The following is a 15,111-nucleotide window of genomic DNA, read 5'->3' on the forward strand; positions in this document are numbered from 1 at the left end:
GAAAATCAGGCGAGTTTAGGGAATGTCGCGATCTTTTTTTGCAGGTCACCTTCCTGACTCTGCGGCTGGATCGCGCGCAAATCGTCAATAAAACGCGCCTGCCAGCGGTCGATATCATTCTTAACGATGGTCTCCATCATTTCCGAATGACGCGAAATACGCTCCGCAAGCGGCATGGTTAACGCGCGGTTCAGGGCATTGGCCACGTCATCGCGATCGTAAGGGTTCACAATCAACGCTGAGGTTAACTCGTTTGCCGCACCGGCAAATTGTGACAGCACCAGCACCCCAGGGTCAGCAGGATCTTGTGCTGCAACATACTCTTTTGCCACCAGATTCATCCCGTCGCGCAGCGGCGTGACCAGGCCGACGTCAGCATAGCGGAACACCTTCATCAGGATTTTGCGCTCAAAGTGCTGATTCAGATAGAAAAGCGGTGTCCAGCCGAGCTGGCCGTAACGTCCGTTGATGCGCCCTGCCTCGGTCTCCAGCTGGTGACGAATATCCTGATAGGCCTGAACCTCACCGCGCGAGGTTGGCGCTATCTGTGTATAGCGGATCTTGCCGTGATGCTGCGGGAATTTATCCAGCAGGGTTTCGTAAGCAAGGAATCGTTCCGGCAACCCTTTGGAGTAATCCAGGCGCTCGACCGAGAAGATGTTCTTAACGTGCTTAAGTTCATTCTTAAGCTGCGCAAGCTTCGGCGGCAGCGGGCCGGAGGCCTGCTCGGCGATTTCGTCAGGCTCAATACCAATCGGGTAGACTTCGGTATGGAAATTTCGCCCCCACGCGGTGTGAGATTTTCCGCCGTGAGTGACAAGCCGCGTTTTACCCGACACGCTGTCGAGGAAGGCCAGCCTGTCGTTTTCCGTCTGGAACCCGAGCAGGTCGTAATCGGACAGCGCCTCCAGGATCTCTTCATGTTGCGGCAGCGCCGTAAAAATCTCCGGAGTCGGGAAGGGAATATGCAGGAAGAAGCCGATGCGGTTCTTCACGCCACGTTTACGCAGCTCCCTGGCGAAGGGCAGCAGGTGATAATCGTGGATCCATAAAATATCGTCTTCTTCGATCAGCGGCAGCAGTTTATCTGCCAGCAGCGCGTTGACGCGCATATAGCCTTCATACGATTCACGCTGGAACTTCACCAGGTCCAGACGATAGTGGAACGCAGGCCACAGCACGGCGTTCGAGAACTCGGAATAATATTCATCGTAGTCCTTTTCGCTGAGGGCGAAAGAGGCCCACGTGATATTGCCCCGCGACACCTTGTTTAGCGGTTTTTCATCATTACTGATTTCACCGCTCCAGCCAAACCAGAGACCACCCGCAGCTTTGAGGGCACCTAATACCCCGACCGCCAGTCCACCAGCACTGGCTTTTTTATCATCCGGCGGTGCGATGCGATTAGAGACGACGACTAAGCGACCCATAATGATTTCTCCCGTTGTTTTGCGCTATTTGTTGTTGTTGCTGGTTAGCGACGTCAGATATCCACTGCCAGACGCTGGCGACATTTTCCAGACGCCATCCGGCAACGGTTTCACCAGGCCCGACCTTGACAGACATGCCCTCGGCCTGGTTTACCACGCTGAACCCGGCCTCATCGGTCAGGTCATCCCCAAAAAATACAGGCGTACGCCCTTTGAACGGTGCTTCCGCCATAAACGCTGCAATGGCAGCGCCTTTATTAATGCCTGCCGGTTTAATCTCAACCACACATTTACCCGGCTGTAAGGCCAGCTCCGGATGGGCTTCCGCCACGCTTCTTGCCAGCGCAAAGATCGCCGACTCATGGTGGGGTGCCTGACGGTAGTGCAGCGCAAAGGCCATGCCTTTGGCTTCCAGTTCCGTACCAGGAAGCAGTTCCAGTGCCGAAGAGAGTTGCGCATGCAGCGCCTGAATCAGCGTATCGGGGAGTGAAACTATGTGCAGTTGATCATGGATGTCGCGGCGCTCCGCTCCGTGTACACCGGCCAGCGGAAAGTGATAAGGACTGGCGAGCACGTCCAGCTCGGCCATTGAGCGCCCTGAAATCAATGCCAGTGCCCCCTCGTTCTGTCGTGAGAGCTGCTGCAAATTCTCTAACACCGTATCCGGTACAACGACGTCATCAGGATGCGGTTCAATCCCGGCGAGCGTCCCGTCGAGGTCAAAAAAGAAAGCAAATTTTCCGGGCAGTACAGGCGGTGCGGTTAACAAGTCAGCCACCCTAATCCTCCTTACGGTTAGCAAAACAGCCATGTAAGTATAGACAGTGTGACGCTGCTCGCCATTTAGCAACCGGCCCGTCAGCAAAACTGGCGGGCCGGTCAGGGGGTCAACTATGGTTAATAGTTGAGCATATTGGTGGCTAAAAATAAATCAGACGGTACGCTTCGCTTTTTGCTTGTAACGGTCGAATATCACCGCTGCCAGCAGGATCAGGCCGCGCACGACGTACTGAGAGAACGGAGAAATATTAAGCAGGTTCATGGCGTTCTCCACGGTCCCCAGAATCAGGATCCCCGCCACCACATATGAGATTTTTCCGATGCCGCCCTTGAGGGAAACGCCCCCCAAAACGCAGGCTGAAATGACAATCAGCTCATAGCCGATAGAGGTCATTGGCTGGCCGCTGGTCATGCGCGACGCCAGAATAATCCCCGCCGCCGCCGATACCAGCCCGGAAAGCACGAAGATAATGATCTTGGTACGCACAACCGGCACCCCCGCCAGGCGCGCCGCTTCCTCATTACCGCCAATTGCCAGGGTATTACGGCCAAAGGTCGTACGGTTAAGCAGGAAACCGAACAGGATCAGACAGGCGACCGTCAGCCAGATAGGCGCGGGCAGGCCCAGCCAGTTGGCATAGCCCAGCGTGAAGAAGCGCTCGTCTTCAATCCCTACCGCCTTACCGTCAGAGATGATATAGGCCAGACCGCGCACGATTTGCATGGTCGCCAGCGTCGTGATCAGGGCGTTAATCTTCAGGCGCGCAATCACGAAGCCGTTCACCAGGCCGCTCAGCACGCCGAGCATCAGCCCGGCAAATACGCCGATCCACAGGCTTTCGGTCATGTTGATGACCACGGCGGTGGTGACGCCGGCACAGGCAATCACCGAGGCGACCGACAGGTCAAAATCGCCGGAGGCCAGACAGAACAGCATTCCGCAGGCCACCATGCCGGACATGGAGATCGCCAGCCCCAGCCCCTTCATGTTGATGAAGGTCGCGAAGTTTGGCACAAAAATCGCGCACGCAACGAACAGGGCGGCAAAAACCACCAGCATGCCGTACTGGTCCCAGATGCGGCCAACGCTGAAGGCCGACTTCGGCGCTCCGGATGTAGTAACAGAGGACATCATTGACTCCTTACTCAGGCGACAGCCTGGCTAACTTTAGGCATGGCGAGACTCAACGCCTGTTGTTCATTCGCCTGTTCATGCAACAATTCACCGGCAATTTCGCCTTCGCGCATCACAACGATACGGTCGGCAACGCCGAGCACTTCGGGCAGATCGCTGGAGGCGAACAGCACCGCCACGCCGCGTTTTGCCAGCTCATAGATGACGTTATAAATTTCGTGTTTCGCCCCGACGTCGATGCCGCGCGTCGGCTCGTCGAGCAAAATGACCTTCATGTCTTCCGACAGCCAGCGGCCCAGAATCGCTTTCTGCTGATTGCCGCCGGACAGGTTCATGATCAGCTGTTCAGCACCGGGGGTTTTGATGTTCAGCGAACGGATATGGTGATCCGCGTTGCTCGCCTCCCAGCCATCGTTAATCAGGCACCCCGCACGGATGAACTTGCGCCGGGCAGAGATGTTGATGTTGTCGCGCACCGAATGTACCGGAATGATGCCTTCGGCCTTTCGATCCTCCGGGCAGAGCATGATGCCCGCATTAATCGCCTGGGCAGGCTTCTGAATATCCACCTTTTTCCCGTCGACGAAGACCTGGCCCTGAGTGATGCGCGTACCGCCAAACAGCCCTTTCATCAGCTCGCTGCGCCCTGCCCCCACCAGGCCAAACAGCCCGACGATTTCACCGCTGCGCACCGAGAGTGAGATGGGCGTGCGAACGCCGGGGGCTTTAACGTTATCCAGACGCAGACGCTCCGGGCCGTATTCGCGCGGTTTCCAGTGGTAGATATCACCCAGATCGCGTCCGACCATCGCCTGCACCAGCTGGTCATGATTGACCTGCTCCATATCGGTAAAGGTGCGCACGTAGCGGCCATCCTTAAACACCGTGATGGCATCGCTTAAGGCAAAAATCTCTTCCATACGGTGAGAAACGTACAGAATAATGCGGCCCTCTTTGCGCAGTTCGCGGATCACGCGAAAGAGATTTTCTATTTCGCGCGCAGAGAGCGAGCTGGTTGGCTCATCGAAAGCGATGATTTTGGCGTTACGCGCCAGCGCTTTGGCAATTTCCACCATCTGCCACTGGCCGATGGAGAGATACTTAAGGGGTGTTTGCGGATCGACATCCAGCCCAAGGTGCTTAAGCTGTAAGCCCGCTTCATAGTTGAGCAGCGAGCGGTTGACCACGCCGCTTTTATGCGGAAGCTGGCCCAGATAGATGTTCTCCGCCACGGTCATCTCAGGAATAAGATGCAGCTCCTGATAGATGATGGCGACACCCGCGTTTAGCGCGGCCGTGGTGTCGGCAAAGGCCACCTCTTCGCCGCGAATGGCCAGCGTACCGGTAGTGGGCGTGTAGTTGCCGCTGAGGATTTTTAGCAGCGTAGATTTTCCCGCACCGTTCTCCCCCATCAGGGCGTGAACCTGGCCGGCATAGCAGTCGAAGCTGATATCGGTCAGCGCGTTTACGCCGGGGAACGTTTTCCCGATGCCGCGGAAAGAGAGATACGGATCAGACTGTTGCATAACGACTCCGTGATTCCTGTAGTGTGTACGTCTGGCCCCTCACGGCGAGTGAGGGGCGCAATCACAGCGTATTACTTACCGCCCAGTCCTTTTTTCGCCAGCTCCTCTTTGAAGTTATCGCGGGTGATCAGCACCACGTCGGTTACTTCGGTGAATTTCGGCGGCTCAACCCTTTTGGTCACCCAGTTGTAGAGCATTTCACTGGATTTATAGCCGTGGACATCCGGGCTTGGCAGCAGGGAGCCGTAGAAGCCGGTTGCCTGCGCTTTAGACAGTTCGCTCACGGCGTCAACGCCGTTAATGCCGATCCCAATCACGTCCGGTGCCTTAAAGCCCTGACCTTCCGTTGCACGCACGCCGCCCAGCACGGTGTTGTCGTTCATGCCCACCACCAGCCAGTGTTTCACCTCCGGATGCTGGACGAGCATGGAGTTCGCCGCATCAAAGGCGCCCGGGATATCATTGGATTTGGTCGGCACTTTGTAGATCTGTTTTTCCGGGAAGCCGGCCGCCTTCAGCGCGTCCATGGAGCCCGTGGTACGACGACGGGCGGTATCCAGCTCGTCAGCGGTAATGGCCATTACGGCGGTCTCTTTCACATCCCAGCCGCGTTTTTGCATCTCTTTATAGAGCTCCTGACCCTGACGCTCACCGATTTTGGTGGCCGCCATCATCACCAGCGGAACGGTATCCATCGGTTTGCCTTTGGCATTCACGAACTGGTCGTCCACGGCAATGACTTTCATATCGTAACCGCGCGCTTTCGCGGCAATAGCCGAACCCAGTTTTGGGTCCGGGGTACAGATAACGAACCCTTTCGCGCCGCTGGCCGCCAGGCTATCGATGGCGTTCAGCGTTTTCTCGCCGTCAGGCACGGCGATTTTAATCACCTCAAATCCCAAATCTTTCCCGGCTTTATCAGCAAATTTCCATTCGGTCTGGAACCACGGTTCTTCAGGCTGTTTGACCAGAAAACCGAGCTTTAAATTTTCAGCGATAGCGGATTGTGACATAACGGCAGCCAGGCCGATGGCCGCCAGGGCTTTAGTAAATTTGTGCATGGTAAACTCCAGCTTAAGTATTCTTATCTGTAGGGAATAATGGCGAACAGCTTATTTAATCGGACTTAAAACAAGGCATTAGCGCTTACCTCGTCATAAGCGTTATTGCTGGAGATAGTTTTAGCGGGAAATTAATCATCCATAAGAGAGCGCCATCACACCGCAGAATTACAGTAATTGCGTACATAAATTCAGCGAAAAATGACATAAAAAAGGCCGTAATTATCCTACAAATGGGAAGGCATTAAGCAGAATTATCCATAAGGTCAGCTAAGACGTCCCTGTCATCCGGACGCCTGAGCGCCCGGCAGAGAAATTACCAGGGATAATAGATGTGTTCCGCATGATCGCGAACGGGGGCATCGTCGCCCAACAGACGAGCAGAGAGCGTCAGCGCAAAGTCAAAAGCGTGTCCCAGGCCCTTACCGCTGATAAGGTTGTTATCTTCTACGACCGGCGCATCCACATAAACCCCGTCATTAACGGTTTCCCAAAGATCGCCGGAACAGACGTAGCGGCGCCCCTTGAGCAACCCGTTGCCGCCCAGAATCCGCGCTGCCGCAGAGCAGATGGGGCAGATAAGCTTGCCGCGCTCGTCGTGCGCGGAAATAAAGCGTATCACCTCGCGGTTAGCCGCGAGGCTGGCGCTTCCCTGCGGCCCGCCGGGTAACACCACCGCGTCATAAAGCGTCTCACTGCGCTCCGTTAGCGTACTGTCGGCCACCATGGGAATGTTGTGGTAACTCACTACCGCACGGGACTCCGTGCAGGCCAGCGTTTCCACCTCAATCTGCAAGCGGCGCAGAATATCAATAGTGATAATCGCTTCTGCTTCTTCAAAACCTGGTGCCAACAGCACCGCAACTTTAGTCATCATAAACCTCAACGGATGAAACGATATAAAACATTGTTTCATTTTTACACCATGTCAGATGACAATCTTGCGACGCGATCACAGAACCGTATATTGCGGTAAAATTGATTTAGCTCAAATTTCCTACAGCAGGATATATTTGCAGATATTATTTCTCATTTAACACTTTCGCAGAATTTCCCGCCAAAGAAGGTTTCCTGAAACGATAAAAATGAGCTTTATTCTTTTTTAAATCAATAAAATCATATAATTATAAAACAATCCGACTTATCGCCTGTTTTCTATTCTGCGCTATATTTAAATTTGTAATGTATGGTAAACACAGCCCAATTAAGAGTTTTCTTAATTCAAAGAGAAGCGTATGCTTATTTAAATCGAACACAGGAAGTGAATTTTCGAGTTTCTTTACCTTGCAGAAATCTTTTTCTGCCATTCAATCGTCAATACCTGCCGGGTCAGGTTAAGTAGCGGACATCAAGTCCCACAGTCAATAAGGATATGAGTATGACTACCCAAACGATGATGCAAAAACTGAATGCCCAGATGAACCTGGAGTTTTACGCTTCAAATCTGCATCTGCATTTGAGCGCGTGGTGTTCCAGAAAAAGCCTCAACGGCACTGCCACCTTCTTTCGTACTCAGGCGCAAAGTAACGTCACGCACATGATGCGTGTCTTTAACTTTTTAAAAGCCGTCGGGGCAAACCCCACCGTAAAAGAGCTTGAAACGATTGAAGATAATTACTCTTCTCTGGAAGAACTGTTCCAGAAAACGCTCGAAGAGTATGAGCAGCGCTGTGCGACACTGAGCAAGCTGGCTGATGAAGCCAAAGCACAACAGGACATCACGACCTTCAGGTTTTTACGTGATATGGACAGAGAGCAGCAGCAGGATGGCATGCTGCTGAAAACGCTCGCAGATGAAATCCGCAACGCGAAGCGCGCGGGTATTTGTCTGGAGCAGACGGACCGCCATCTTCTCGACATTGCCACCGTTCAGCACCACTAATCCCTTTCACCCGCTCCCGTCAGGGAGCGGGTACCAACTCCCTGCTTTTACTGACATTTAACAAATCAGATCTCGCTCCCAATGAATAACCACACATCGTGTAATGATTTGTTTAATTACATTCATTGACGAGGGAGCATCATGATCACCATTGAGTTTATTGTCATTATCCTCTGCCTGCTGATAGGCACACGCTTCGGCGGTATGGGCCTGGGGCTGATAAGCGGCATCGGCCTGTTTATTTTGAGTTTTGTCTTTGGTCTGCAACCCGGTAAACCCCCGGTTGACGTGATGCTCACGATCCTTGCGGTCATCGGCTGCGCGGCCACGCTACAGACTGCGGGTGGCCTGAACGTGATGATGCAGTTCGCGGAGCGTCTGCTGCGTAAACATCCCCAGCACATCACCCTTCTCGCGCCATTTACCACCTGGACGTTGACCTTTCTCTGCGGGACCGGCCACGTCGTTTACACCATGTTTCCCATTATCGCGGATATTGCCCTGAAAAAAGGCATACGTCCGGAACGACCAATGGCAGTGGCCTCGGTAGCATCTCAGATGGCGATCACCGCCTCCCCCGTTTCCGTGGCCGTCGTGTCGCTGGTGTCCATTCTGGGTGCGCAACACGGCATCGGCCACGCGTGGGGGATCCTCGAAATCCTGGCCGTCTCCGTACCGGCCTCGCTGTGTGGCGTTGCCATCGCCGCGCTGTGGAGTTTACGCCGCGGGAAGAACCTGGCAGACGATCCTGAGTTTCAGGAAAAGCTGAGAGATCCGAAACAGCGGGAGTTTATCTACGGGGGAACGGAGACGCTGATGGATCAGCGTTTCCCGAAACAGGCCTACTGGTCAACGTGGATTTTCTTCGCCGGTATTGCCGTTGTGGTGCTGCTGGGGGCAGTGCCAGCGCTACGCCCGGCCTTTGAGATAAAAGGTAAAATGACGGCTCTGTCGATGAATCTTGTCATTCAAATGATGATGTTGATCGCCGGGGCCGTCATGCTGATGACCTGCAAGGTCAATGCATCGGCAATTTCAAACGGGGCGGTGTTTAAGGCGGGGATGGTCGCCATCTTCTCGGTGTTTGGCGTGGCGTGGATGAGCGATACCTTTTTTCAGGCGCATCTCGACGAGCTGAAAATGGCGCTGGAGGGTGTCGTGAAGAGCCATCCCTGGACGTATGCCATCGTGCTGTTTCTGGTCTCAAAACTGGTCAACAGCCAGGCCGCAGCCTTGACCGCCGTCGCCCCGATGGGGTTGATGCTGGGCATCGATCCGAAAATGCTGGTTGCTTTCTTCCCGGCGTCATACGGCTACTTTGTGCTGCCCACTTATCCGAGCGATCTGGCCTGTATCGGATTCGATCGCTCCGGCACCACCCGCATCGGCAAATTCATCATTAACCACAGCTTTATTCTGCCGGGGCTGATTGGCGTCAGCTGCGCCTGCGTGGTGAGCTATCTGCTGGTGCAGACGTTCTTCTGACCCTTCTGAGGGCGACAGGCTCTGTCGCCCTTCAACGCAAAATCAGAAAACAGTTTCTAATTTTAAAACATCGGTTTATTTTAGTGTGACTCACCCTGCGGCGTGAAGCGGAGTTCAATCAGCGCGATCGCTTTCTGGATCGCGCGGAGCGTAACCGGATCCGCCGCGGCAGGATGGTTGGTGAAATCGATGTTTTTCAGTTGGGTCGACATCTTTTCGCGCACTTCTACCGGCGCGATAACGTCAATCACATCAAGGATTTGTTTGATAACCAGCTGGCAGGCGACGACGTCAGATACCAGTTCCTGATCGGCGCTCAGGTTTTGTGACATGGGTTTCTCCTTATTGAAAGGCCGCCATAGTAGCAAAACAGACGCCCTTCTATCTTCCTCTCGTCGTTCGCAGACATAAAAAAACCTGCCGAAGCAGGTTTTTTTATCAGAACATCGCACCCGGTGGGACGTCTTTGAACGTCGTGCAGTAGTTCGCCCACATGCTTTTCAGGATTTTGCGCAGTTTCATTATGTTGCTCCAGTAACGTGTTATGCAGGTGTTATTGTCAATACGCTTATAATATGACCATCATCACAAAAATCAACCGTTTTGTGACCTACATCACGGTTACTAACCCCACAGTGCTGCTGGTTTGTTAAAAAAAGCCATGATAAATCCGCATCTTACAGACTTATAAATTCCAGTAAATTTTTATAAAATTTTTTGAACGGGCAGGAAGAGAATGAGTGAAAACCTAACCGGCAAAGAGGGCCGTGGACTCTCGCCTGCGGCGCTGCTGGTGGCCGGTGCTTTCTTTATGGAGTTTCTGGACGGGACGGTGATTGCCACCGCGCTGCCGGATATGGCAAAGAGCTTTGGCGTACAGGCCGTGGATCTGAATATTGGTATCAGCGCCTATCTGATTACCCTGGCCGTGCTGATCCCCGCCAGCGGCTGGATTGCCGGCCGCTTCGGCGCACGCAAAGTGTTCGCCCTCGCGCTGGCAATCTTCACGCTGGCCTCGGTATTTTGCGGCCTGTCCACCACGCTTGAGCAGTTCGTGGCGATGCGCGTGCTCCAGGGCATAGGCGGCGCGCTGATGGTGCCCGTTGGCCGCCTGGCCGTGTTACGCACAACGCCAAAACACCAGCTCATCACGGCAATTGCCACCCTGACCTGGCCTGCGCTGGTTGCGCCAATCATCGGCCCGCCGCTGGGCGGGTTCATCACAAGCTATGCCGACTGGCGCTGGATCTTCTTTATTAACGTGCCGCTGGGGTTCATCGCCATTTTGCTGGCGCTGCGCATCATTCCTGACCTGCATGAAGATACGCGACGGCCGTTTGATTTGCCGGGTTTTGTTGTCACCACCCTTGCCATGGTAAGCCTGGTGTACGCGATGGAGTTGATGGGAAGACAGCCTCTTCGGGCAGGATTAACGGCCACGCTATTCATCGTCGGTTTCGTCGCGTTGGGCCTGGCGCTGCGTCATTTTAAACGGGCAGCCTGGCCGATGATCGGTCTCGATGCGATGCAGGTGCCAACGTTTCGCGTCACCCTGTACGGCGGATCGCTGTTTCGCGCCTCCATCAGCGCGGTCCCGTTCCTGCTACCGCTGATGTTTCAGGTCGGCTTTGGCATGGATGCGTTCCATTCGGGCCTGCTGGTGCTGGCCGTTTTCGTTGGCAATCTCACCATTAAACCCGCGACGACGCCCCTGATCCGCGGCCTGGGGTTTAAGCGGCTTTTGCTGATTAACGGTGCGCTGAATGTGATGGCATTGCTGGCCTGCGCGTTTCTCACTCCGCAGACCCCGGTGTGGCTCGTGATGCTGATCCTCTATCTGGGCGGCGTTTTCCGCTCAATTCAGTTTACGGCGGTCAGTACGCTGGCCTTTGCGGATGTGCCCCCGGCGCAGATGAGCTACGCCAATACGTTATTTTCAACCGCAACGCAGCTTGCCGTGGGGCTTGGGATCTCACTCGGGGCAATTGGTATTCGTATCGGGGAAACAGTCAGCGAGGCGATGGGGCTTACCGCCATGCCGGGAATGAGCTTCCGGCTGGCATTTGTGGCGATCGCGCTAATCTGCCTGGTGGGAATGTTTGACACGCTGCGCCTGACCAAAGATGCAGGCAGCGCGGTCTCATCGAAAAAGTAAGGCTTCTTGCCGGGCAGGCAATGCGCCGCCCGGCACAACGGAATTAGCCAACAATACCGCGCACAAAGGCTTCGATCTCTTTGTCCTGGCAGTTTTCGAAGAAGCACTGCTGGAAGCGCTGGCCCGAGACGGCGGTTTTAACCAGCTCAGGATCGATTGCACGCAGGGTATCCAGATAGTTTTCTTTCACCACGGCGGCTTTCACCTGATTGAGGATCCCCGCGTTCCGCACCTGCGGATCTTTACGCTCTGGCGGGTAGCCTTCGCCATTGCGTCCGGTAAAGGCTTTTTCAAAGATAAAGCGGACGTTCAGTTCTGCCCCCCAGCCAAAGCCCTTCGCAAATGGCAGAGAAAGCGCGTTACCGTTGTTGATTTGTGCAAACAGGAAAGCATCCGCAGGATCGATGCAGTAGCCGCAAATGACGCCCGGGTGAATGTTCAGGGACATCAATGCGCCCTGCCCGGTACCGCAGCCGGTAACAACAAAATCGACGGCTTTCGCGTTCAGCAGAATGCTCGCCATGATGCCCAGGTGAATATAGGTGAGATGATGATCGTTCTCATCACTCATACCGACGTTATAGACCGGGAAACCTTTTTCATCAGCAACGGCTTTCAGCTCATTAAGGATGATGGGATTTTTAGCGGCCTGGCTGTTTTCCATCATCAGTGCAATTTTCATCTCGTCTCTCCTGAATGCATGGCGGGCGATCCCGCTGTGGATACCTTTTCCACTTAACCTTACTATCAAACAAACGCACTTTCAAATTAAGTGAAAACTTGTTTTAAAAAACAAAGATGCGCTCACAATTTCGCAGGCGGGGCCGGCTCGTTGCACGGTGAAGGGTCAGATCCTCCGGCTATTCCAGCCATTGCGCCCCATCGCATTGGTTACAATGGCATATTTCCCGTCACGCAGAGTGAACCATGAAAAGTGTAATCATCGCCGGAACGATCCTGCTGCTCGCCGGGTGCAGCATCAACCGTGAGGCAGAAGTAAGCAGCACCGATGCCCCTAACGGGATTGTGCGCCTCGACTATGGCCAGGCCATGCTGCAAAACGCCTGGTCTGACGACTATGTCAATAACGGTACGGCAACAAAAGCCTGTCAAAACATGGGCTATGCCACCGCGTCAGCCTACGGACAGCCCATTAAAACCTGTACGCTCATCAGCGGCTCGCTTTGTCTGAATGAAAGCGTGACCATTCAGTATAAATGTCAGGGTTATGCCGTAACCGCCGGCAGCCAGAATCCGTGGTATTAACCGGTACTGCCAGTCACGCTGGCAGTTTATTTAATAAGAACAAAAACAATTCGCATTAATAAAAATAAATAGCGGCAATGCGTTTTATTCCCATTCGTATTTTTAATAAAGAGATATTTATTTTACTTTTTGCAAATAATTAAATAACAAATTATAGTGTCGCTCATCGTGAACCAGAAATAATAAACCGGAGCTGCACCATGCTAAAAACTGAAATGATCGACAAGCTCAATGCGCAAATGAATCTTGAGCTTTTTTCTTCCCTGCTTTATCAGCAGATGAGCGCCTGGTGCAGCTATCACAGCTTTGAAGGGGCCGCCGCCTTCCTGCGTCGTCATGCTCAGGAAGAGATGACGCACATGCAGCGTCTGTTTGATTATCTGACGGATACCGGCAGCCTGCCGCGCATCGATAACGTGGCGTCGCCTTTCGCCGAGTACGGCTCTCTGGATGAATTGTTCCGCGCCACGTACGAGCATGAACAACTGATCACCCAGAAAATAAATGAACTGGCTCATGCCGCTATGACCAGCCAGGATTATCCAACCTTTAATTTCCTTCAGTGGTATGTGGCTGAACAGCACGAAGAAGAGAAGCTGTTTAAATCCGTGCTGGATAAATTATCGCTGGCGGGGAAATCCGGGGAAGGCCTGTACTTCATCGATAAAGAGCTGTCGACTCTCGATACTCAGAATTAATATTAAAACGGTGCTGACTTTTCAGCACCGTTTTATTTTAATGACGGCAAATTTTACTTTCGTGCGTAAAAAAGCCGTCTTCTGCCGGAATGAATTTTCCGCGCGCCGCCAGAAACGCCACCAGCTCTGCGGCGGACATCTCCGAAGCCGAACAGGTATGGAATCGCGCCGCTTCGCCAAAGCGGGCATGAATTGCCTCAACCAGACTCTGCTCAGTATAGCGCTCACCTGACTCAATCATCATATTAAGCACGTCGTGACCGTGAATTGACAAGGTTACCTCTCGCAAATAAAAAGCAGACTAACCGCTCCCTCCACGACACGCTTTGCGCTGGCGCAGGTTCCCCTTTTCTTTTTGTAAATTAATCATTACACCCTATGTAACGGTGATTTGACGAGATGGGGCTTTTCCCTTACTCTGCGCCGCAGAATGAGTCGCGGTATCGAAGGGTTGTAGAGGAAAGCGTGAAGAACAGAACTCTGGGAAGTATTTTTATCGTCGCCGGAACGACAATTGGCGCAGGAATGTTGGCTATGCCGCTGGCGGCTGCCGGCGTCGGATTTGGCGTGACGGTACTGTTACTGGGCGGGTTGTGGGCCCTGATGTGTTACACCGCGCTCCTGTTGCTGGAGGTTTATCAGCACGTCCCTGCCGATACCGGCTTAGGCTCCCTGGCGGCACGCTATCTTGGACGCTACGGGCAGTGGATCACCGGTTTTAGCATGATGTTCCTGATGTACGCGCTGACTGCCGCTTACATCAGCGGCGCCGGGGAACTGATAGCGTCAAGTATCAATGACGGCTTCGGGGCGTCGGTTTCACCGGAAACAGGCGCCATTGTCTTTGCGCTAATCGGTGGCGGCGTGGTTTGTGCGGGCACGTCGCTGGTCGATCTGTTTAACCGCTTTTTATTCAGCGCCAAAATTCTCTTCCTTGTTGTGATGCTGGTGCTGCTGGCCCCGCACGTTCATAAGATCAACCTGCTGACGATGCCGATGGAAAAAGGCCTGGCGCTTTCGGCCATCCCGGTGATTTTTACCTCGTTCGGTTTTCACGGCAGCGTGCCGAGCATCGTGAGCTATATGAACGGCGACACACGCAAGCTGCGCCGCGTCTTTGTCATCGGCAGCGCCATTCCGCTGATTGCCTATCTGTTCTGGCAGCTGGTGACGCTGGGCAGCATCGATTCCACCACTTTTATTGGCCTGATGGCCGAGCATTCTGGTCTGAATGGTTTCCTGGTTGCCCTGCGTAACGTGGTGGCCTCTTCACACGTAGAGCTGGCGGTACATCTGTTTGCAGACCTGGCGCTGGCAACCTCGTTCCTCGGCGTGGCGCTTGGCCTGTTTGACTATATGGCGGATCTGCTCCAGCGTCGCAATACCGTTGCCGGACGCTTACAGACGGGGGCGATGACCTTCCTGCCGCCGCTGGCCTTCGCGCTCTTTTACCCGCGCGGGTTTGTAATGGCGCTGGGGTATGCCGGCGTGGCGTTATCGGTTCTGGCCCTGCTGTTGCCTTCCCTGCTGGCGTGGAAAAGCCGCCAGCAGCATCCGCAGCAGGGGTATCGAGTGGCGGGCGGTACGCCAATGCTGTGCGCGGTGTTTGGTTGTGGGGTGGTGATTATTCTGGTGCAGGTGCTGATTGCAGCGGGAATGCTGCCGGAAGTGGGGTAAAAAAAGGGGCTATGAA

General features: G+C 54.0%; 16 protein-coding genes. 6 read left to right on the forward strand and 10 right to left on the reverse strand.

Going from position 1 to position 15,111, the window contains the following annotated elements; all coding sequences use genetic code 11:
• Positions 1-5 precede the first annotated feature (5 nt).
• From otsA to IM300_RS19560, 6 genes are all read right to left on the reverse strand, one after another.
• Positions 6-1,430, reverse strand: coding sequence for an alpha,alpha-trehalose-phosphate synthase (otsA, locus tag IM300_RS19535; RefSeq protein ID WP_063868442.1), 1,425 nt, complete (start codon positions 1,428-1,430; stop codon positions 6-8).
• Positions 1,405-2,208: a trehalose-phosphatase gene (gene otsB, locus IM300_RS19540; RefSeq protein ID WP_063868441.1), complete on the reverse strand. Its 804-nt coding sequence runs from the start codon at positions 2,206-2,208 to the stop codon at positions 1,405-1,407. Before otsB ends, otsA begins: the two co-directional genes overlap by 26 nt.
• A 153-nt stretch (positions 2,209-2,361) precedes the next feature.
• Positions 2,362-3,342 carry an L-arabinose ABC transporter permease AraH gene (araH, locus tag IM300_RS19545; RefSeq protein WP_063450143.1) on the reverse strand — a complete coding sequence of 327 codons (981 nt, stop codon included), beginning with the start codon at positions 3,340-3,342 and terminating at the stop codon, positions 2,362-2,364.
• A 14-nt stretch (positions 3,343-3,356) separates the two neighbouring features.
• Positions 3,357-4,871: an L-arabinose ABC transporter ATP-binding protein AraG gene (gene araG / locus IM300_RS19550; protein WP_107533282.1), complete on the reverse strand. Its 1,515-nt coding sequence runs from the start codon at positions 4,869-4,871 to the stop codon at positions 3,357-3,359.
• A 71-nt stretch (positions 4,872-4,942) separates the two neighbouring features.
• The gene (gene araF, locus IM300_RS19555) at positions 4,943-5,932 is read right to left on the reverse strand and encodes an arabinose ABC transporter substrate-binding protein AraF (RefSeq protein WP_193037936.1); all 990 of its coding nucleotides are present in this window, start codon (positions 5,930-5,932) and stop codon (positions 4,943-4,945) included.
• A gap of 316 nt (positions 5,933-6,248) precedes the next feature.
• The gene (locus tag IM300_RS19560; RefSeq protein ID WP_193037983.1) at positions 6,249-6,806 is read right to left on the reverse strand and encodes a DJ-1/PfpI family protein; all 558 of its coding nucleotides are present in this window, start codon (positions 6,804-6,806) and stop codon (positions 6,249-6,251) included.
• A 504-nt stretch (positions 6,807-7,310) separates the two neighbouring features.
• On the opposite strand from IM300_RS19560, the gene IM300_RS19565 reads away from it, so the two are divergent.
• Both IM300_RS19565 and IM300_RS19570 read left to right on the forward strand, forming a co-directional pair.
• A complete protein-coding gene (locus IM300_RS19565; RefSeq protein WP_063868438.1) occupies positions 7,311-7,814 on the forward strand; it encodes a non-heme ferritin-like protein in 504 nt (167 codons plus the stop codon).
• A gap of 141 nt (positions 7,815-7,955) precedes the next feature.
• Positions 7,956-9,299, forward strand: a complete 1,344-nt coding sequence (locus IM300_RS19570) for an anaerobic C4-dicarboxylate transporter (RefSeq protein ID WP_112793130.1) — start codon at positions 7,956-7,958, stop codon at positions 9,297-9,299.
• Between the two features lie 80 nt (positions 9,300-9,379).
• Here the strand turns inward: IM300_RS19570 and IM300_RS19575 are convergent, their stop codons facing one another.
• Together IM300_RS19575 and azuC are read right to left on the reverse strand one after the other, a co-directional pair.
• The gene (locus IM300_RS19575; RefSeq protein WP_003859683.1) at positions 9,380-9,631 is read right to left on the reverse strand and encodes a DUF2766 family protein; all 252 of its coding nucleotides are present in this window, start codon (positions 9,629-9,631) and stop codon (positions 9,380-9,382) included.
• 106 nt (positions 9,632-9,737) lie between these two features.
• Positions 9,738-9,821, reverse strand: coding sequence for a stress response protein AzuC (gene azuC / locus IM300_RS19580; protein WP_003859682.1), 84 nt, complete (start codon positions 9,819-9,821; stop codon positions 9,738-9,740).
• A gap of 214 nt (positions 9,822-10,035) precedes the next feature.
• Here azuC and IM300_RS19585 point away from each other — a divergent pair, with 214 nt between their 5' ends.
• Positions 10,036-11,454, forward strand: coding sequence for an MFS transporter (locus IM300_RS19585; protein WP_193037938.1), 1,419 nt, complete (start codon positions 10,036-10,038; stop codon positions 11,452-11,454).
• A 43-nt stretch (positions 11,455-11,497) separates the two neighbouring features.
• Here IM300_RS19585 and IM300_RS19590 read toward each other — a convergent pair whose 3' ends face one another.
• The gene (locus IM300_RS19590) at positions 11,498-12,136 is read right to left on the reverse strand and encodes an RpiB/LacA/LacB family sugar-phosphate isomerase (RefSeq protein ID WP_193037946.1); all 639 of its coding nucleotides are present in this window, start codon (positions 12,134-12,136) and stop codon (positions 11,498-11,500) included.
• Between the two features lie 245 nt (positions 12,137-12,381).
• On the opposite strand from IM300_RS19590, the gene yecR reads away from it, so the two are divergent.
• Together yecR and ftnA are read left to right on the forward strand one after the other, a co-directional pair.
• Positions 12,382-12,720: a YecR family lipoprotein gene (gene yecR, locus IM300_RS19595; protein WP_063450150.1), complete on the forward strand. Its 339-nt coding sequence runs from the start codon at positions 12,382-12,384 to the stop codon at positions 12,718-12,720.
• Between the two features lie 200 nt (positions 12,721-12,920).
• Positions 12,921-13,418 carry a non-heme ferritin gene (gene ftnA / locus IM300_RS19600; RefSeq protein ID WP_003859676.1) on the forward strand — a complete coding sequence of 166 codons (498 nt, stop codon included), beginning with the start codon at positions 12,921-12,923 and terminating at the stop codon, positions 13,416-13,418.
• Between the two features lie 37 nt (positions 13,419-13,455).
• Here ftnA and IM300_RS19605 read toward each other — a convergent pair whose 3' ends face one another.
• The gene (locus IM300_RS19605; protein ID WP_107533287.1) at positions 13,456-13,692 is read right to left on the reverse strand and encodes a YecH family metal-binding protein; all 237 of its coding nucleotides are present in this window, start codon (positions 13,690-13,692) and stop codon (positions 13,456-13,458) included.
• Positions 13,693-13,883: 191 nt separating this feature from the next.
• Here IM300_RS19605 and tyrP point away from each other — a divergent pair, with 191 nt between their 5' ends.
• On the forward strand, positions 13,884-15,095 hold the full coding sequence (gene tyrP, locus IM300_RS19610) for a tyrosine transporter TyrP (RefSeq protein ID WP_112793132.1): 1,212 nt from the start codon (positions 13,884-13,886) through the stop codon (positions 15,093-15,095).
• Positions 15,096-15,111: the final 16 nt, after the last annotated feature.

Origin of the sequence: Enterobacter cloacae complex sp. I2, assembly GCF_014896205.1 — a bacterium.
GTDB lineage: Bacteria > Pseudomonadota > Gammaproteobacteria > Enterobacterales > Enterobacteriaceae > Enterobacter > Enterobacter quasihormaechei.